This is a genomic window from Achromobacter sp. EG18 (genome assembly GCF_059759395.1).
On sequence record NZ_CM186213.1, the window covers coordinates 2,217,973 to 2,234,596 of the forward strand.

The following is a 16,624-nucleotide window of genomic DNA, read 5'->3' on the forward strand; positions in this document are numbered from 1 at the left end:
GTTACCTCGCCTGGCCGAAGGCAATGTCGGCGGCCGGCACGGCGGCGATCTTCACGCCGAAGCTGGTCATCGACGAGAGCGTGGCGTTGTGGTGCGCGCGGATCTGCGCGCCTGGCGCGTGCGGCTTGTCCTGGGTGGTGTGGGCGTCGGCCGCCAAGGTGACCGGATAGCCCAGCGCCGCGGCGCGGCGCACGGTGGTGTCGACGCAGAATTCGCTGGCGTAGCCGCACACCACCAGCTGCGTGACGCCCGCCTGCGACAAGGCGTCGCCCAGGCCGGTGCGCAGGAACGAATCGGGGGTGGTCTTGCGTATCCGGATGTCGCCGTCGGCCGGCCGCAGGCGCGTATCCAGCTGCCATCCAGGTTCGCCTTGCGCCAGCGGGCTGCCCGCCGCCTCGTGCTGCACGTAGATCACGGGCGCGGCGGCGGCGCGGGCGCGCTCGGCCAGGTCGTTGATGCGCGCCAGCACGGCGCTGGCATCGGCGGGTTCCGGCGTGGTCTCGAACAGGGCGCGTTGCACGTCGATCACGATCAGGGCGGACGTCATGGTTCTCTCGGAAAAAGTGGGTCGCGGCCCGGCAAGGCCGGGCCCACGGGAACGGAAAGGCGGGCTAACCGCATTCGGCGCCGACCAGCGCGGGCGGCCAGATGCGCGCGTACATCCAGAAATGGCGCGGCTCGCCGCGCACCTGCCGGTAATGGTGCAGCAGCCCTTCGCGGTGGAAATGGCAGCGTTCCAGCACGCCGGCCGAGGCGGTATTGGTGTCCAGCACCGTGGCCTGCACCCGCGCCAGGCCCAGCGTCTGCAGGGCCCACGCGGTCATGGCCTCGCAGGCCCGCGACGCGATGCCGCGGCGCCAGCGCGAAGGCGCGAGGTCGTAGGCGATTTCGGCGCGACGCGCGCCCGGCGTGATCTCGTTGAACCCGACCGTGCCGATCAGGCGGTCGTCGGCCTCGACGATGGCCAGGCGCACGCAGCGGCTGGCGGCAGGGTCGGCATAGCCGCGGATCAATGGCGCCAGCGCGTCCGGGCCGTCCAGCTGCCAACTGGTGTGGCGGGTCACGTTGTCGTCGCGCAGATAGGCATACCAGTGTGTCGCGTCGGTGTCGCGCAAGGGACGCAGGCGCAGGCCGGCGATACCCAGGTCAGGCGCGCGTTGCGGCCAGTCGGCAAGAGGCAGGAGCATGGGGAAGCCACGTCGCAAAGATAGTGCCGACGCGCCCTCGCGCCGGCCATGGGACAGCTTAACAGGCCAGCGCGCCCTCAGAAATCCAGCCGGCCCTTCAACTCGCCGAACGGCACCATGACGTGTTCGCGGTAGGCGGGGCGTTCGCGCAGGCGCTCGTACCAGGCCCGCACGTGCGCCAGGGGCTCGTGGTCGATGTCCAGCTCGTAGTAGCGGTACAGCGCGGTGGCCGCGGGAATGTCGGCCAGCGTCAGCGCCTGGCCGTCCAGGTAGGGCTGCGCGGCCAGCACCGCGTCGAGCTGGCGCAGGCAGGCATGGGTGGCGGCCAGGCTGCGCGCGATGGCGGGCAGGTCGCGCTGCGCCTCGGGGGTGCGGTAGTAGCCCCAGAACACGCCCGACAGGAATGCCGGCTGCAACGCCGTCTGGGCCCAGTCCATCCAGCCGTCGGCGCGCGCGCGGCGCGCCGGATCGGCCGGCCAGAAGGCCTCGGCGCCATGGCGCGCGGCCAGGTAACGCAGGATCGCGTGCGACTCCCACACCACCGTGTCGCCATCGCGCAGCAGCGGCACCCGGCCATGGGGATTCATCCGCAGGAAGTCGGGCGTATCGAGCAGCCCGAACTGGCCGCCGGCCGGCACGTGCTCATACGCCAGGCCCAGTTCGCCCGCCAGCCACAGAACCTTCTGCACGTTGAAGGAACTGCGCCGGCCCCAGATCGTCAGCATCGCAAGATCCCTTCAAGTGGCGCGTCAGCCGGCCACGACGATGCGCGGCTCGCACAGCACGGGGAAGTTGACCGAATTGGCGATGAAGCAGAAATGATGCGCGCGGGCATGCAGGGCCTCGGCCAGGCCGGCGTCGCCGCCCGCGGCGATGGTGACCTCGGGCCGCAATGTGACCGAGACGAAGGCGCCGCCGCGCTCCGGATCTTCGCGCATGACACCTTGCGCGTCATCGCGGTAGGCCGTGACGATGATGTTCTCGACCGCGCAAAGGTGCAGGTACCAGAGCTTGTGGCAGGCCGACAGCGAGGCCACCAGCAGGTCCTCGGGATTCCAGCGTGCCGCGTCGCCGCGGAATGCGGGATCGGCCGAACCGGCGATATCGGGCTTGCCCGGCGACTGGATCACGTGGTCGCGGGCATACGCGGTGTAACTGGCGGTTCCCTTGCCGGTATTGCCGGTCCAGGTCACGCCGACATCGTAATGGTGTTCGCCTTTCATTGCGGCTTCCTCGCGGCGCGCCACACCGGCGCGCAAAGATCGCAAGCGTAGCGCATGCGCCACGCGTCGGAAATGGGATGGCGGCGCGCGCTATCCCGGGATGGTCTCCGGATAGGCCGGAATGCCCGGCCCATGCTCGAGCCACGGCACGTCGTGCGCGGTGTGGATGTGCGCGAGCGGCCGCGCGCCGGGATCGTCGTCCAGCGTCGCCACGCGCAGGATGACCTGTGGCTGCGCCACCCAGTGCGCCATCAGGTGCGCGCCGCAGCGGGTGCAGAAGTGGCGGATCTTGCCGGGCGACGATTCATAGGCGCCCAGTGCGTCCACGCCACGGGTCCAGCGGAAATCCGCGCGCGCCACGCGGGCGGTCGAGGCGAACGCGGCCGCGTGCGCCTTGCGGCAGGTGGCGCAATGGCAATGGACGATGGGCCCGGCCAGGCGCTCCGCCTGGTAGGCCACGGCGCCGCACAGGCAGCTTCCTTGCATGATGAGGCTCCTTCGCGCCCGCGGCACGATGCCGCGGGTCTGGCCGATGAGCGTAGCGCGGGCCTGATTGGCGCGCCGCGCCGATACGGCCAGGATGGCGGGCGGCGGCGGACATGCGGGCCACGGCGCAAGGCCTGGCCGGTCGCCGCAGCCGCGTCAGGCCCCCTGCCCTTGCCGCGCCCCCATCAGCGAGCGCGACAGGCGGCTGGCCGCGGCGAGGATCGGTTCCTTCAACTCATGCAGCACGCTTTCGCCCAGGCGCGAAATCGGCCCCGAAATACAGACAGCTCCTTGCAGCGTCCAGTTGATGCCATAGACCGGCGCGGAGATGCTGGAGACCTCGGGATCGCGTTCGCCCAGCGACACCATGTAGCCGGCGCGGCGCACCGACTCATAGGGTTCGCCCGGTTCGCCGGAAAAGGCGAGCAGCACGCGGCCCGGGCTGCCCAGTTCCAGCGGCAAGGCCGCGCCGACGCGCACGTGGTGCCGGATCGACCTGGGGCCCTCGACCCGCGCCATGCAGATGCGCTGCTTGCCTTCGCGCACGTAGAACGTCGCGCTTTCGCCGGTTGCCGCCGACAGCTCGCGCAGGATCGGCTGGACCACCTCGACGATGTTGAAGGTGGCCTGGTAACACGCGCCCAGCCAGCCGGCGGCGCGCGCCAGGCGCCAGGTGCCGTCGGGCCGCTGCGCCAGGTAGTCGTCCATGGCCAGGGTGCGCGCCAGCCGCAGCACGGTGGAGCGATGGCAGCCGGTGCGCCGGCTCAGTTCCGCCAGCGACAGATGGGGATCCTCCACGCCAAAGGCTTCGAGGATGCGCATCGCGCGGCGCACGGCCACCACGCCCTCTTCGCCCGGCGCGTCGGGGGATTCCGGGGTCAGATCATCGTTCGTCATATGAAACATGTTCCGATGTATGAACTCGTATTGTATTAGACGGAACATCCTCCGACAATTCCTTCCATCAAAAACAAATATCGGAGACAAAACATGAAGCCGTTCGCACGCTTGCTGTCGGGCCTGGCCCTGATGTGCATGACCAGCCTGGGCGCCGCCCAGGGCTACCCCGACAAACCCATCCGGCTGATCGTGCCGTTCCCGCCCGGGGGCGGCACCGACGTGCTGGCCCGCGAAGCGGCGATCAAGGTGGCCGGCAACACTGGCTGGAACATCGTCACCGAAAACCGCCCCGGCTCGGGCGGCAACATCGGCGTGGACGCCGTCGCCAAGTCGGCGCCGGACGGGTATTCCCTGGTGCTGGGCCAGACCAGCAACCTGGCGATCAACCCGACGCTGTACGCCAAGCTGCCCTACGACCCCGAGAAGGACCTCACCGCCATCGGCCTGGTGGCCGACGCGCCGCTGGTGATCGTGGTGCCGGCCAACTCGCCGCTCAAGACCTTCGAGGACATGATCGCGGCGGCCAAGGCCAAGCCGGGGGCCTTGAACTTCGCCAGCTCCGGCAACGGCACGGTGGCCCACCTGGCGGCGGTGCAATTGCAGAACGCGGCGGGCATCCAGCTCACGCACATCCCCTACAAGGGCGCGGCGCAGGCGTCCAACGATCTCATCGGCGGACAGATCGACATGTACTTGTCTTCCGTGCCGACGCTCATCGGCCACGTGCGCAACGGCAAGATGCGGGCGCTGGCGGTGACCTCGGCGCAGCGCGTGCCCGACATGCCCGACGTGCCCACCATCGCCGAGCGCGGTTTCCCCGGCTTCGAGGCCGTGACCTGGTTCGGCCTGGCCGCGCCGGCCGGCACGCCCAAGGACATCGTGCAGCGCCTGAATGCCGAGTTCAACAAGGCGCTCCAGACGCCGGAGCTGCGCGTCAAGTACCAGGAACAGGGCGCGCGCGTGCTTACCGACACCCCGGAGGCGTTCGCCAAGCTGATCCACGACGACCGCATCCGCTGGGGCAAGATCGTCAAGGACTCGGGCGCGAAGGTGGAGTGATCCGGCCGTGGCTGCCCTTTACGCCTACTCCAGCGGCGACGCCAGGCCGGCCACCGCCGCCCCGCCCGGGGCGTGCGACTGCCACATCCACGCATATGACGCCCGCTACCCGGCGGCGAAGGGCGCAAGGCTGCTGCCGCCGGACGCGTCCATGGCGCAGTACCGCGCGATCCAGGCCCGCCTTGGCACCCAGCGCGCGGTGCTGGTCACGCCATCGACCTATGGCGCCGACAATCGCCCCATGCTCGACGCCTTGGCGCAACTGGGCGGGCAGGCGCGCGGCGTGGCCGTGATCGACGGCAGCGAAAGTGACGCGCAACTGCAAGCCTTGCACGACGCCGGCGTGCGCGGCATCCGGCTCAATCTCTCGCTGGGGGTGACGAGCCGTGCCGACCAGATCCGGCCGCTGGCGGCGCGGGTCGCCCCGCTGGGCTGGCATGTGCAGTTGCTCATGCCGCCCGAGCGGCTGGCGCAACTGGAGGGCCTGCTGTCGGCCCTGCCGGCGCCGATCGTGTTCGATCACATGGCCCGCATCAGTCCGGCGCAGGCCGGCGCGCATCCGGCCCATGCCCTGGTGCTGCGCCTGCTCGGCCAGGGCCGCGCCTGGCTCAAGCTGTCGGGCGGCTACCTCGTCAGCCCGCGCCACAGCGTCGAGGATCCCGCGCTGGACGCGCTGGCCCGCGGCTATCTCGACGCCAATCCCGAACGCATCGTCTGGGGCAGCGACTGGCCCCACGCATCGGCGTCGGCCGGCATGCAGCCCATGCCCGACGACGCGCGCCAGCTCGACCGGCTGGCCGATTGGACCGGCAGCGCCCGGCTGCGCCAGGTCCTGGTGCACAACCCGGCGGCCCTGTACGGCTTTGCGGCATGAGTACCAGAACAATACGGAGACAACCCATGCAGACCTCTTATTCCCTCTCGCGCCGGCGCTTCCTCGCGCTGGGCGCGGCCGTGGCGGCCGGCGCGGCCTTCGGCGCGCGCGCCGCGCAGGATTGGCCCGGCGGCAAGACCATCACCTGGGTGGTGCCCTATCCGGCCGGCGGCAGCACCGACGTGCTGGGCCGCGCCATCGCGCAGCAACTGGATGCGCTGCTGGCCACGCGCGTGATCGTCGACAACCGTCCCGGCGCCACCGGCACCATTGGCGCGGCCCGCGTGGCGCGCGCCGAGCCGGACGGCCTGACGCTGCTGGGCACCTCGATCGGCCCCCAGGCGATCGCGCCGCACGTGCTCGGCAAGCTGACCTATGACCCGGTGGCGGACTTCGCGCCCGTCATCATGATCGGCACCATTCCCCATCTCCTGGTGGTGGGCAAGGAGCAGCCGTTCCACAGGGTCGCCGACCTGATCACGGCCGCGAAAAAGGCGCCCCAGAGCCTGGCGTATGCCTCGGGCGGCACGGGCACGATCCTGCACATGCAGGGCGAGCTGCTGCAGCAAAAGAGCGGCGCGCGGTTCCTGCACGTGCCCTACAAGGGCGACACGCCCGCGCTGCAGGACACGCTGGCCGGTCAGGTGCAATTCGCCTTCATTCCCGCGGCGGCCGCGTTGCCGCACGTGCAGACCGGCGCGCTGCGCGCGCTCGCCGCCACGTCGGCGCAGCGTCTGCCGGCCTTGCCGCGGGTGCCAACCATGGCCGAGGCCGGCTTCAGCGATTTCGTGGTGGAGCAATGGCAGGCCGTGTTCGCCCCCGCCGCCACGCCCGCGCCCGTCATCGCCCGACTCAACGCCGGGATCGGACGCGCCTTGCAGAGCCCGGCGCTCACGGCGCTGGCCGAGCAGCTCGGCGTCACGCTGGCCGGCGGCACGCCGCAGGCCCTGGACACCACCCGCAGGGCGGACTTCGACAAATGGGGCAAGGTCATCCGCGATGCCGGCATCAAGCCGGCCTGACCCTGCCCTTCCGACTCTCACCTCCACAGGAACACTCATGGCAAACCAGGACATCATCAAGGACTTCCCGCGCGTCGGCGCCGACATCGTGCGCCGCGCGGCGGCACTGCAACCGGCCATCCTGGCCGACGTGGCCGGCCGCCGCGGCGCGCTCAGCGGCCGCATCCGCCCGCTGCACGCCGGCATGAAGCTGGCCGGCACGGCGCTGACGGTGGAAGTGCGCCCCGGTGACAACCTCATGATCCATGCCGCGATTTCCCTGGCCAAGCCGGGCGACGTGCTGGTGATCGACGGCAAGGGCGACCTCAGCTCGGCGCTGATGGGCACCATCATGATGAACGCCTGCCGCAAGCTGGGCATCGCCGGCGTGGTGATGGATGGCGCGGCGCGCGATAGCGTGGAGATCATCGAAATGGACTATCCGGTGTTCGCCGCCGGCACCAACCCGAACGGCCCCACCAAGAACGTGCCCGGCCGCATCGGCCATCCCGTGTCGGTCGGTGGCGTGACCGTGTACCCCGGCGACTTCGTCATCGGCGACGCCGACGGCGTGGTGGTGGTCGAACGCGAGAAAATCGAAGGCCTGCTGCCGGCCGCCGAAAAGAAGGTGCGCGACGAGGCCGCGCGCATCGCCGCGATCCAGGCCGGCGACACCGAGGCCAAGTGGCTGTCGGCGGCGCTGCGCGCCGCCGGCGTGCTCAAGGAAGGGGAATCGCTGTGAACAAGACCGCCACAGGCAAGGCCGCCATCGTCGTGACCGCGGCCGACCTGGCCCCGGAGGCCATCGCGCTGCTGCAGGATTTCAATCTGGTGTTTGCCGGCAAGACACCCGCCGAAGAGGAAATCGTGGCCTTGTGCCGCGAGCACAACCCGGTCGCCATCATCGTGCGCTACAGCAAGGTGGGCGCGGCCGCCATGGACGCCGCGCCCGCGCTGCGCGTGATTTCCAAGCACGGCAGCGGCACCGACACCATCGACAAGGCCGCCGCCGCCCAGCGCGGCATCCAGGTCGTGGCCGCCGTGGGCGTGAACGCCGCCGCCGTGGCGGAACACGCCCTGGCGCTGCTGCTGGCCTGCGCCAAATCGGTCGTGGGCCTGGATGGGCGCATGCGCGCCGGACACTGGGACAAGTCGACGCACAAGAGCCTGGAGCTGGACGGCAAGACCATCGGCCTGGTGGGCCTGGGCGCCATCGGCCGGCGCATGGCCGCCATGGCGCACGGCATGAACATGCGCGTGATCGGCTTCGATCCCTACGCGCGCGATCTGCCCGAGTACATCGCCAGCGTGCCGCTGGACGCGATCTGGCGCGAGGCCGACGTGGTATCGCTGCATTGCCCCCTGACCGACGAGAACCGCGGCATGGTCAACGCGGCGACGCTGGCGCAGTGCAAGCCCGGCGTGGTCCTGGTCAACACCGCGCGCGGCGGCCTGGTGGACGAAGACGCGTTGCTGCAGGCGGTGCGCTCGGGCCAGGTCCGCGCCGCCGGCCTGGACAGCTTCGCCGTCGAGCCCATGACGGCCGGCCACCCCTTCCAGCAGGAGCCGCGCATTCTCCTCAGCCCGCACGTCGGCGGGGTGACCAGCGCCGCCTACGTCAACATGGGCGTGGCCGCCGCGCGCAATGCCCTGGACGTGCTGGCCCGCGCGGCTGCACCCGCCTGAGGAGCCGCGCCATGCCGCAACGATGGACCGCGCGCATCCTGGCCGAGGCCGGTATCCACAAGGAATGACGCGGCCAGCGAGGGCTCAAGGCCGAAAGACATTCCCACATAAAAACAGAGGACGACAAATGAATCACCGCAATCGAACCCGCTTCTCCCCCCGGCGCGCCGCGCTGCTCGTCGCGGCCGCCGCGACACTCCTGGCGGGCGGCGTTGCCCATGCCGCGGACGCCTGGCCTAGCCGCCCGGTGCGGATCGTGGTGCCCTACGGCCCGGGCGGCGCGGTCGACGTGGCCACGCGCAAGGTCGCACAGATGTTGTCGACGCAGACCGGCCAGAGTTTCGTGGTGGAGAACAAGCCTGGCGCGACCGGCACCATCGGCGTCGGCCAGGTGGCCCGCGCGCCGGCCGATGGCTACACGCTGGTGGCCAACGACACCACCTATTCGCTGCTGCCGCACATCTTCAAGAAACTGCCCTTCGATCCGGCGGCGGACCTGCAGCCGGTCACGGCCTTCATCTTCGCGCCCATGGCGCTGGCGGTAGCGGCCGACAGCCCGTATCGCACGCTCGACGATCTGCTGGCACGGGCGCGCGCCAAGCCCGACTCGGTGACGTACGGCTCGGGCGGCGCCGGCACCACGCCGCACTTTGCCGCCGAAGGGCTGGCGCGGGCGACCGGCGTGAAATTCATGCACGTTCCGTTCAAGGGCGCCGCCGAAGCCACGCAGGCGGTGCTGGGCAAGGTGATCGACTTCCAGTTCGCCTCGACCACCGGCCTGATGGGGCCGGCGCAGGGCGGACAGTTGCGCCTGCTGGCCGTGAGCGGCGCCAAGCGGCTGGCGGTGCTTCCCGACGTGCCGACATTCGCGCAGGCTGGCGTGAAGGATTTCGGCGTGGTCAACTGGACCGGCCTGTGGGCGCCCAAGGGCACGCCGCCGGAAGTCACAGAACGCCTGCAACGCGAGGTCGCCAAGGCCATGGCGTCGGAGGAAATGCAGACCTTCGCCACCAAGATGGGCGCCGAGCCGCGCGCCGCCGACGCGGCGGAATTCGGCCGCATCCTGGCCGACAGCAACGTGATGTGGGGCAACGTGGCCCGCAGCATCGGCTACGACGCCAAATAGACACCGAGGAGACGCCATGTTTTTCCTGCAACCGCCCCAGGTGGCGCAATTGGACGCATGGAGCGCCATGCCCGACCACTTCCGCCGCCACCAGCGCAGCGACTGGGCCGACGCCAACCGCGGCGGGGCGCCGGTCGATTCGTTCCTGGAAGGCCCGGTGTTCGATCGCCACGGCAACCTCTACGTCACCGACATTCCGTGGGGGCGGGTGTTTCGCATCGGGCCCGACGGCCAATGGTCGTTGGTGACAGAATACGACGGCGAGCCCAACGGCATGAAGTTCCTGGACGACGGCCGACTGCTGATCACGGACTACAAGAACGGCCTGATGGTCCTGGACGTGGCCAGCGGCCAGGTCACGCCCCACCTGGCCCGCCGCAACAGCGAGCGCTTCAAGGGCGTGAACGACCTGATCTTCGATGCGCACGGCAATATCTACTTCACGGACCAGGGCCAGAGCGGCCTGCACGACCCCAGCGGCCGGCTGTACCGCCTGCGCGCCGACGGCCGGCTGGATTGCCTGCTGGACAATGTGCCCAGTCCCAACGGCGTGGCGCTGTCGCCGGACGGCAAGGTGCTGTACCTGGCCGTGACGCGCGGCAACTGCGTCTGGCGCGTGCCGCTGATGGCGGATGGCAGCGTCAGCAAGGTGAGCCAGTTCTTCACCTCGTACGGTCCCAGCGGCCCGGACGGCCTGGCGGTGGACCGCGAAGGCAATCTGCTGGTCTGCAATCCCGGCCTGGGCTACGTCTGGCTGCTGAACCATCGCGCCGAGCCGGTGATCGTCTGGCGCAGCTCCAAGGGCATGTCGACCACCAACCTGGCCTTTGGCGGCGAGGATGGCCGCACCCTGTTCTGCACCGAGTCGGTGACGGGCACCATCCTCATCGCCCGCGCGCCCCATCCGGGTCTGCTGGCCGCGGCCCCGCGCTGACGCGCTCCGGGCGACGGCCCCGGCGGGACCCCACGCATCCACGAGGGGGCGCCGCGCTTGCCTTTACATCCCGTTTCAGCAAGGATGGGCATGCGTCCGTATCGTGGGCGCACCGCAACACAGGAGCTCGCCATGATGAGAACCACCTTGACCTGCACCCTGACAGTCGCCCTGCTTGCCGGCTGCGCCCCCTCCAAACCGATCAGCGCGCGTTCCGTGCCCGTGGACAATCACACGGCGCGCGATTCACTCGACTGGCCGGGCAGCTACGAAGGCACCCTGCCTTGCGCCGATTGCCCCGGCATCCGCACCCGCCTGACCTTGATGCAGGACGGCCGCTACGAGCGCGCCACCCAGTACCTGGACCGCGAGCCGCAGCCTGAAACGGTCGCCGGCACCTTCAGCTGGGAATCGGACGGCAGCACCATCCGCCTGGACGCCTCGGGCGACAGCCAGCGCTATTTCATCGCCGAGAACCAGGTGATCATGCTGTACCGCGACGGCACCCGGCCCACCGGCCCACTGGCGCCGCACTACGTGCTGCGGCGCGCGCAATAGCGCCGCAGCACCTGCCCGCGCAGGCGGCGGGCGCCGCGCCATGATGCCCGTGCGATCCGCGCCCCATTCGCCGCCGTGATGCCGCGCAGATGCCGCGCTTGCGGCTATTCTCTGGGCTGCACAGGCCGCGCCGCCCGCGCCGGAAGATGCCCCCAAGGAAGGAAGATCCATGAAGACCGATCACGAACTGCTCGACGCGTTTGCCCCGACCGGCGCGCTGCGCGCCTCCATCAACCTGGGCAATCCCATCCTTGCCAACACCCATCCCGACAGCGGCGCGCCCGGCGGCGTGTCGGTCGACCTGGCCACCGAACTGGCGCGCCGGCTCGACGTGAAACTGGAGCTGGTGGTGTTCAAGTCCGCCGGCGAATCGGTCAACGCGGTCGCCGCCGAACAGGCTGACGTGGGCTTTTTCGCGATCGATCCGCTGCGGGGCGAACAGATCGCCTTCACCGCGCCGTACGTGGTGATCGAAGGCGCCTACCTGGTGCGCGACGATTCCCCGATCACCCGCATGGAAGAAGTGGACCGAGCCGGCCAGCGCGTGGTGGTCGGCAAGGGCAGCGCCTATGACCTGTACCTGACGCGCGAGATCAAGCACGCCGAACTCTTTCGCGCGCCCACCTCGCCCGCCGTGGTCGACACCTTCGTGAAGGAAAACATGGAAGTGGCGGCCGGCGTCAGGCAACAGTTGGAGGCCGACGCGCACCGCCTGGGCGGCCTGCGCCTGCTGGACGGCCACTTCATGCTGATCCGCCAGGCCATGGGCGTGCCCAAGAGCCGCGGCGCCAAGGCCAGCGCGTACCTGGCCGCCTTTGTCGAAGCGATGAAGAAAAGCGGCTTCGTGGCCGAGGCGCTGGCGCGCCACAAGATCCAGGGCGCCGCCGTGGCGCCATTGGAAGCGGCGCCGCAATAAAAGGCAGCGTAGCCGCGACCCCGCTCGATTGCTCGCCGCGAGCCTGCCACGCGGTGGCATCACGCGCCTTGCCTGCCGCGCCGCCGCCTGCTGTGAACCGTCGCTGGCGGCCCGCCGCGCGGGCCGCCAGCGACAGGGATCGCCACCGCCGTCAGTGGCTGATCATCCAGGGCCGCGAACCGGCGAAGGACTTGGCGCCGTCGGGCGTGGCGCGGGTCTTGCCGGACCGGCGGGCGCCCGAACAGCAACCGCAGTTCATGCCGTGGCCCGACCGCGAGCTGCGCGGTTCGTTGGCGCTGCGTTCGTTGGCGGCATGGGCGCGATTGACGGCCGACGACAGCGCCGAGATCGCGGGCGCGCCGCCGACGATGCGGTTCGAGGCGGCGCCGCATCGCGGACAGTCGGCCGGGTCGCGCCACTGCGCCAGCGGCCGCAGCGCCGTGAATTCGCCGCAATCGGCGCAGGCGTAGTCATACATGGGCATGTCGGTCTCCTGCGCGCAAGGCCTAGCGGTCGCGCGACAAGGGCATGTCGATGCCGCCCTTGATGTGCTTGACCGGACCGGAGGCCGACGGCTGGATGTCGAAATCGAAGATCTCGGTCGGCAGCCACAGCGTGGCGCAGGAGTTGGGAATGTCCACCACCCCGCTGATGTGCCCCTGCACCGGCGCCGTGCCCAGTATCGAGTACGCCTGCGCCCCCGAATAGCCGAACTTCTTCAGGTATTCGATGGCGTTAAGGCAGGCCTGGCGATAGGCCACGTTCACGTCCAGGTAGTGCTGCTTGCCGCCCTCGTCCACCGAGATGCCTTCGAAGATCAGGAAGTCCTTGTAGGCCGGCGTGATCGGGCTGGGCTTGAAGATCGGGTTGCGGATGGCGTACTTGTCCATGCCGCCCTTGATCAGCGTGACGCGCATGTGCACCCAGCCGGCCATTTCGATGGCGCCGCAGAAGGTGATCTCGCCATCGCCCTGCGAGAAGTGCAGGTCGCCCACCGACAGGCCGCCGCCCTTGACGTAGACCGGAAAGAACACGCGCGCGCCGCGCGACAGGTCCTTGATGTCGCAGTTGCCGCCGTGCTCGCGCGGCGGCACGGTGCGCGCTCCTTCGGCGGCCGCGCGGTCGCGGTCGGCCCCTTGCAGCGCGCCCATGTGCGCCGTCTTGGGCGCCGGCGGATTGGCCAGTGGCGGCACGCGGTTCGGGTTGGTGTCGATCAGCGCCTGCTCGCGCTGGTTCCAGGTGTCCAGCAGCTTCTTGTCGGGCAGGCAGCCGATCAGGCCGGGATGGATCAGCCCGGCGAAGCTGACGCCCGGGATGTGGCGCGACGAGGTGAACATGCCATGGAAATCCCAGATGGATTTCTGCGCATGGGGAAAATGGTCGGTAAGGAAGCCGCCGCCGTTGTTGCGACTGAAGAAGCCGTTGAAGCCCCACAGGCTGTCGGGCTTGGCGCCGATGTCGAGCAGGTCCACCACCAGCAGGTCGCCGGGCTCGGCGCCTTCGACGCCGACGGGGCCGGACAGGAAGTGCACGGTGGAAAGATCGACGTCGCGCACGTCATCGGCGCTGTCGTCGTTCTTGATGGCGCCGCCGGTCCAGTCGTAGGTCTCCAGGATGAAATCGTCGCCGGGCTTGACCCAGACGGCCATCGGAATATCCGGATGCCAGCGGTTGTGGATCTGCTTGTTTTCGTAGGGGGACTGGGCCAGGTCGACCTGGATGAGGGTATCGGTCATTCTCTTTCATCTCCAACGCAACGTGTTGATAAAACAGAACTTGCCATCAGGGGCCGGCCAAAGTGCCCGACGTGCCGGGGCGCGTCGCCAGCGACTGATTCGTCATGCACGGTAGGACAGTTTCGGGCGACGGTAAACTGGGTTTTTTCACAGTGAAGCCGTCATACGCCCCTTCGACACCCAGCCCCGGTCCGAGCCTCAGTCACTCTTGCGGCAAAAGCAGTAAACGTGCCGGTAGGGATCGTCGACCATGTGGCGCGAAGCGATCACCCCATCGATGGCGGGCACGAACTCTTCGAATTCCGGGCCCACTTCGACCGGAAACGGCGTGCGCTCCGGCAGATCGTTGTAGCCCAGCACCAGCACGCCGCCAGGCCTGAGCACCGCGTGGCATTGCGCCAGCAGGCGGCGCAGGCCGGCCTCGCCGTCGATGCCGAAGCCGAGCAGGCCGTTGGCGATTACCACATCGAAGGCGTCCTGGCCATAGTGTTCCGCCATGTCGAGCGCATCGCCGATCCGGTGCAGCCCCGGCCGGCCGTAGACCGCATTGCGCGGCGAGATATCCAACGAATGGAAGGTCGCGCGCAGCAGCCTGGGATAGTGCCAGTTGTGCTTATCCAGGCCGAGGAACAGCAACTGTTGCGGTTCGCGCTGGAAGGCGGCCAGCCGGTTCAGATAGGCGAACACGCGCGTCTCGAGAAATACCCGGCTGGGCGTATCCAGCCTGAAATCGATTCCCACGCGTTCGGCCAGAACAGGCGACAGCCTGAACAGCGCCCGACTGGCGATATATTTCAACTTGCGCGACTTGCGCATCACATTCCCTCCTGCTCCGAGGGAAAGCAATATGCTTTGCGCGCGCGGACCTGCCTATTGGACTGGTCCGATATTGCACGGCAGTTATGATGCGTCCATCGCATTCGCGGCCGGCCCGCAACGGAAGTCCCAGTCCATGTTCCCGCTTCGCCCCCTGTCCGCCCTTTTCCTGCTCGCCTGTACCCTGCCGGCCCACGCGGCCGAGGAATGCGTGGCGCGGTTCGACGCGGGCGTGGCCCGCTACCAGGAAGCCGTGGGCGTGCAGAAGGGGCGCGAGACGGCCAACTGGCAGGAACTGAACGGGCTGCTGTGCCAGGGGCGGCTGGACCTGCTGGACATGGAGTTCGCGCTGGTCGACGACTACGAGCAATGCGCGCGCAACGGCGGGAAGTTTCCCGAGCAGACCGCGCGCGCGATGCAGGACCGCTCGGACAACCTGGCCGCGCGCAAGAGCGCGTGGATCGACACCTGCGGCCCCTACATGAAGCAATAGCGCGGCCGCCGCAACGCGCGGGCAGGCCGCCGCGCGCCGTGCAACGGCCAGGCGCGTCAGGCGGCCGTGGCGGCCGCCGCGGGCCGCGGGAAGAAGATGGCGCGGGCGGGATCGAAGTCGTAGCGGTCTTCGAACTCGGTGGCGTCCGCGGCCAGGGCCAGCACCGAATCGAGGATGAAATCGGCCTTGGCGTCCGACAGCAGCACGCTGAAGTTCAGGCGGATGAAACCCGGCTTTTCGATCTCGCGGCCATCGAGGATGGCCTGGCGCATGCGCGCCGATTCGGCCTCGTCGATCTCCAGCAGGTTATGCACGTAAGGACCGGCGCAGGCGCAGCCGCCGCGGGCCTGGATGCCGAAGCGGTCGCTCAGCATGCGCGTGACCAGTTGCTGGTGGATGTAGCCGCCCCGGCCGTTGCGCACGCGGAACGAGAAAATAGGCAGTCTCGGCGCGCTCAATGAACCCAGCAGTTCCAGGCGGGGATGGCCCTGCCAGCGGGCCAGCGCGCGCCGCACGAAGGCGGCGTTGCGCCGCGCCATCAGGTCGGCGCCGAGCGCCTCCTTGACCAGCAACACCAGCGCGGCGCGGATGTCGCCGACCACGTTGGGGGTGCCGGCCTCTTCGCGCGCTTCCAGGCTGGCGCTGTAGTCGTGGTTCATGGGCGAGACGAACTTGACGGTGCCGCCGCCCGGGAAAGTGGGCGTGGTCGGCACGACCGCGTCGCGGCGCACGATCAGGATGCCCGAGGCGCCGGGCCCGCCGATGAACTTGTGCGGCGAGAACACGATGGCGTCGATGGGCGCGTCGGCGGCGGGCGTCATGCGGATGTCCAGGTACGGCGCGCCGCCGGCGTAGTCCCAGATCATCCGGGCGCCGGCGCGCTTGACGCGGCGCGTGATCGCCTCGACGTCAGCGACGATGCCGGTGACGTTGGAGGCGGCCGACAGCGCGCAGATGACCAGCGTGCCCGCCGGCGCTTGCAGCGCGGCGTCGAGTTCGTCCAGGTCCGGCCCGCCCTGCGGGCTTTCCGCCAGCACGACGATGTCGGCGCCGCATTCGCGCCACGGCAGGATGTTGGAATGATGCTCGTAGGGGCCCATGACGACGCGCACCTTGCGGCCCGCCGCCAGCGCGGCCGGCACGCCCAGCAGGTGCACCAGGCGGTTGATGCCCATGGTGGCGCCCGAGCCGGAGAAGATCACGGCATGCTCGTCGCCCGCGCCGCAGCAGCGGCCGACCACGGCGCGCGCCTCGCGCCGCAAGCGCGTGATGAAACCGCCGCAGAACGAGGCCTCGGTGTGCGAATTGGCGTAGTACGGCAGCACGTGCTCGAGCACGAAGCGCTCGACCTGCATGAGCGCACGGCCGGAAGCCACGTAATCGGCGTAGACCAGCGGCTTGAGGCCGAACGGGCCTTCGATGACGGCGTCCTTGCCGATCAGGCCGTCGGCCAGGCTGGCGATGATGTCGGGGGATTGCAGGGATTGCTGGAACTGGCGCAACGGCCCTGTGGCGGCCGGGGTCGCTTGGGTGGACATGGTGCGGATTTCGATGAAACGGCTGGCAGGAGAGTTAGCGAAATATCATACGATGGAAGGAAATTTGAAACCTCACCTAAATTTTCCTTAA

Annotated in this window: 20 protein-coding genes; 10 read left to right on the plus strand and 10 right to left on the minus strand. The window is 69.3% G+C overall.

All coding sequences use genetic code 11. From position 1 onward, the window contains the following. Position 1: 1 nt before the first annotated feature. The 6 genes from AC6CR5_RS10060 to AC6CR5_RS10085 form a co-directional block, all read right to left on the minus strand. Positions 2 to 547 (minus strand): cysteine hydrolase family protein, encoded by a 546-nt coding sequence (locus AC6CR5_RS10060; RefSeq protein ID WP_020928503.1) that lies wholly within the window; start codon positions 545 to 547, stop codon positions 2 to 4. A 64-nt stretch (positions 548 to 611) separates the two neighbouring features. Further along, complete coding sequence (locus AC6CR5_RS10065; RefSeq protein ID WP_498085581.1) at positions 612 to 1,187, minus strand: GNAT family N-acetyltransferase; 576 nt, start codon at positions 1,185 to 1,187, stop codon at positions 612 to 614. Positions 1,188 to 1,264: 77 nt separating this feature from the next. Further along, positions 1,265 to 1,912 carry a glutathione S-transferase family protein gene (locus AC6CR5_RS10070; RefSeq protein WP_070542672.1) on the minus strand — a complete coding sequence of 216 codons (648 nt, stop codon included), beginning with the start codon at positions 1,910 to 1,912 and terminating at the stop codon, positions 1,265 to 1,267. A gap of 24 nt (positions 1,913 to 1,936) precedes the next feature. Next, positions 1,937 to 2,410 carry an OsmC family protein gene (locus AC6CR5_RS10075; RefSeq protein ID WP_498085582.1) on the minus strand — a complete coding sequence of 158 codons (474 nt, stop codon included), beginning with the start codon at positions 2,408 to 2,410 and terminating at the stop codon, positions 1,937 to 1,939. Between the two features lie 90 nt (positions 2,411 to 2,500). After that, positions 2,501 to 2,896, minus strand: coding sequence for a GFA family protein (locus AC6CR5_RS10080; protein WP_020928507.1), 396 nt, complete (start codon positions 2,894 to 2,896; stop codon positions 2,501 to 2,503). Between the two features lie 156 nt (positions 2,897 to 3,052). Continuing rightward, positions 3,053 to 3,802 carry an IclR family transcriptional regulator gene (locus AC6CR5_RS10085; protein WP_100504397.1) on the minus strand — a complete coding sequence of 250 codons (750 nt, stop codon included), beginning with the start codon at positions 3,800 to 3,802 and terminating at the stop codon, positions 3,053 to 3,055. Between the two features lie 84 nt (positions 3,803 to 3,886). On the opposite strand from AC6CR5_RS10085, the gene AC6CR5_RS10090 reads away from it, so the two are divergent. The 9 genes from AC6CR5_RS10090 (at position 3,887) to AC6CR5_RS10130 (ending at position 11,950) form a co-directional block, all read left to right on the plus strand. Next, positions 3,887 to 4,855 carry a Bug family tripartite tricarboxylate transporter substrate binding protein gene (locus tag AC6CR5_RS10090; protein ID WP_020928509.1) on the plus strand — a complete coding sequence of 323 codons (969 nt, stop codon included), beginning with the start codon at positions 3,887 to 3,889 and terminating at the stop codon, positions 4,853 to 4,855. A gap of 7 nt (positions 4,856 to 4,862) precedes the next feature. Further along, positions 4,863 to 5,729: an amidohydrolase family protein gene (locus tag AC6CR5_RS10095; protein ID WP_054485255.1), complete on the plus strand. Its 867-nt coding sequence runs from the start codon at positions 4,863 to 4,865 to the stop codon at positions 5,727 to 5,729. Between the two features lie 26 nt (positions 5,730 to 5,755). Further along, positions 5,756 to 6,751 (plus strand): Bug family tripartite tricarboxylate transporter substrate binding protein, encoded by a 996-nt coding sequence (locus AC6CR5_RS10100; RefSeq protein WP_498085583.1) that lies wholly within the window; start codon positions 5,756 to 5,758, stop codon positions 6,749 to 6,751. A gap of 37 nt (positions 6,752 to 6,788) precedes the next feature. Then, a complete protein-coding gene (locus AC6CR5_RS10105) occupies positions 6,789 to 7,472 on the plus strand; it encodes an RraA family protein (RefSeq protein WP_498085584.1) in 684 nt (227 codons plus the stop codon). Then, positions 7,469 to 8,416, plus strand: a complete 948-nt coding sequence (locus tag AC6CR5_RS10110) for an NAD(P)-dependent oxidoreductase (RefSeq protein ID WP_064527801.1) — start codon at positions 7,469 to 7,471, stop codon at positions 8,414 to 8,416. The genes AC6CR5_RS10105 and AC6CR5_RS10110 overlap by 4 nt, the downstream gene beginning before the upstream one ends. A gap of 127 nt (positions 8,417 to 8,543) precedes the next feature. Beyond that, a complete protein-coding gene (locus tag AC6CR5_RS10115; RefSeq protein WP_498085585.1) occupies positions 8,544 to 9,542 on the plus strand; it encodes a Bug family tripartite tricarboxylate transporter substrate binding protein in 999 nt (332 codons plus the stop codon). Positions 9,543 to 9,558: 16 nt separating this feature from the next. Further along, positions 9,559 to 10,476: an SMP-30/gluconolactonase/LRE family protein gene (locus tag AC6CR5_RS10120; protein WP_498085586.1), complete on the plus strand. Its 918-nt coding sequence runs from the start codon at positions 9,559 to 9,561 to the stop codon at positions 10,474 to 10,476. A 132-nt stretch (positions 10,477 to 10,608) separates the two neighbouring features. Beyond that, positions 10,609 to 11,034: a copper resistance protein NlpE gene (locus AC6CR5_RS10125; RefSeq protein WP_006385025.1), complete on the plus strand. Its 426-nt coding sequence runs from the start codon at positions 10,609 to 10,611 to the stop codon at positions 11,032 to 11,034. A 169-nt stretch (positions 11,035 to 11,203) separates the two neighbouring features. Continuing rightward, complete coding sequence (locus AC6CR5_RS10130) at positions 11,204 to 11,950, plus strand: ABC transporter substrate-binding protein (RefSeq protein WP_148318242.1); 747 nt, start codon at positions 11,204 to 11,206, stop codon at positions 11,948 to 11,950. Between the two features lie 151 nt (positions 11,951 to 12,101). Here AC6CR5_RS10130 and AC6CR5_RS10135 read toward each other — a convergent pair whose 3' ends face one another. From AC6CR5_RS10135 to AC6CR5_RS10145, 3 genes are all read right to left on the minus strand, one after another. Further along, on the minus strand, positions 12,102 to 12,434 hold the full coding sequence (locus AC6CR5_RS10135; protein WP_020928519.1) for a zinc ribbon domain-containing protein: 333 nt from the start codon (positions 12,432 to 12,434) through the stop codon (positions 12,102 to 12,104). Between the two features lie 22 nt (positions 12,435 to 12,456). Beyond that, on the minus strand, positions 12,457 to 13,686 hold the full coding sequence (fmdA, locus tag AC6CR5_RS10140) for a formamidase (RefSeq protein WP_006385022.1): 1,230 nt from the start codon (positions 13,684 to 13,686) through the stop codon (positions 12,457 to 12,459). Between the two features lie 198 nt (positions 13,687 to 13,884). Then, entirely contained in the window at positions 13,885 to 14,502 is a 618-nt protein-coding gene (locus AC6CR5_RS10145) for a class I SAM-dependent methyltransferase (RefSeq protein ID WP_498085587.1), read from the minus strand. A gap of 136 nt (positions 14,503 to 14,638) precedes the next feature. On the opposite strand from AC6CR5_RS10145, the gene AC6CR5_RS10150 reads away from it, so the two are divergent. Then, positions 14,639 to 14,995: a hypothetical protein gene (locus AC6CR5_RS10150; RefSeq protein WP_498085588.1), complete on the plus strand. Its 357-nt coding sequence runs from the start codon at positions 14,639 to 14,641 to the stop codon at positions 14,993 to 14,995. A 56-nt stretch (positions 14,996 to 15,051) separates the two neighbouring features. Here the strand turns inward: AC6CR5_RS10150 and AC6CR5_RS10155 are convergent, their stop codons facing one another. After that, on the minus strand, positions 15,052 to 16,533 hold the full coding sequence (locus AC6CR5_RS10155; RefSeq protein ID WP_498085589.1) for an aminotransferase class V-fold PLP-dependent enzyme: 1,482 nt from the start codon (positions 16,531 to 16,533) through the stop codon (positions 15,052 to 15,054). Positions 16,534 to 16,624 lie beyond the last annotated feature (91 nt).

Coding starts and splice junctions, on each gene's coding strand:
- AC6CR5_RS10120 (WP_498085586.1), top strand. CDS start 9,559: ATGTTTTTCCTGCAACCGCCCCAGGTGGCGCAATTGGACGCATGGAGC.
- AC6CR5_RS10080 (WP_020928507.1), bottom strand. CDS start 2,896: ATGCAAGGAAGCTGCCTGTGCGGCGCCGTGGCCTACCAGGCGGAGCGC.
- AC6CR5_RS10060 (WP_020928503.1), bottom strand. CDS start 547: ATGACGTCCGCCCTGATCGTGATCGACGTGCAACGCGCCCTGTTCGAG.
- AC6CR5_RS10065 (WP_498085581.1), bottom strand. CDS start 1,187: ATGCTCCTGCCTCTTGCCGACTGGCCGCAACGCGCGCCTGACCTGGGT.
- AC6CR5_RS10150 (WP_498085588.1), top strand. CDS start 14,639: ATGTTCCCGCTTCGCCCCCTGTCCGCCCTTTTCCTGCTCGCCTGTACC.
- AC6CR5_RS10090 (WP_020928509.1), top strand. CDS start 3,887: ATGAAGCCGTTCGCACGCTTGCTGTCGGGCCTGGCCCTGATGTGCATG.
- fmdA (WP_006385022.1), bottom strand. CDS start 13,686: ATGACCGATACCCTCATCCAGGTCGACCTGGCCCAGTCCCCCTACGAA.
- AC6CR5_RS10130 (WP_148318242.1), top strand. CDS start 11,204: ATGAAGACCGATCACGAACTGCTCGACGCGTTTGCCCCGACCGGCGCG.
- AC6CR5_RS10135 (WP_020928519.1), bottom strand. CDS start 12,434: ATGCCCATGTATGACTACGCCTGCGCCGATTGCGGCGAATTCACGGCG.
- AC6CR5_RS10145 (WP_498085587.1), bottom strand. CDS start 14,502: ATGCGCAAGTCGCGCAAGTTGAAATATATCGCCAGTCGGGCGCTGTTC.
- AC6CR5_RS10155 (WP_498085589.1), bottom strand. CDS start 16,533: ATGTCCACCCAAGCGACCCCGGCCGCCACAGGGCCGTTGCGCCAGTTC.
- AC6CR5_RS10100 (WP_498085583.1), top strand. CDS start 5,756: ATGCAGACCTCTTATTCCCTCTCGCGCCGGCGCTTCCTCGCGCTGGGC.
- AC6CR5_RS10075 (WP_498085582.1), bottom strand. CDS start 2,410: ATGAAAGGCGAACACCATTACGATGTCGGCGTGACCTGGACCGGCAAT.
- AC6CR5_RS10070 (WP_070542672.1), bottom strand. CDS start 1,912: ATGCTGACGATCTGGGGCCGGCGCAGTTCCTTCAACGTGCAGAAGGTT.
- AC6CR5_RS10125 (WP_006385025.1), top strand. CDS start 10,609: ATGATGAGAACCACCTTGACCTGCACCCTGACAGTCGCCCTGCTTGCC.
- AC6CR5_RS10115 (WP_498085585.1), top strand. CDS start 8,544: ATGAATCACCGCAATCGAACCCGCTTCTCCCCCCGGCGCGCCGCGCTG.
- AC6CR5_RS10085 (WP_100504397.1), bottom strand. CDS start 3,802: ATGTTTCATATGACGAACGATGATCTGACCCCGGAATCCCCCGACGCG.
- AC6CR5_RS10105 (WP_498085584.1), top strand. CDS start 6,789: ATGGCAAACCAGGACATCATCAAGGACTTCCCGCGCGTCGGCGCCGAC.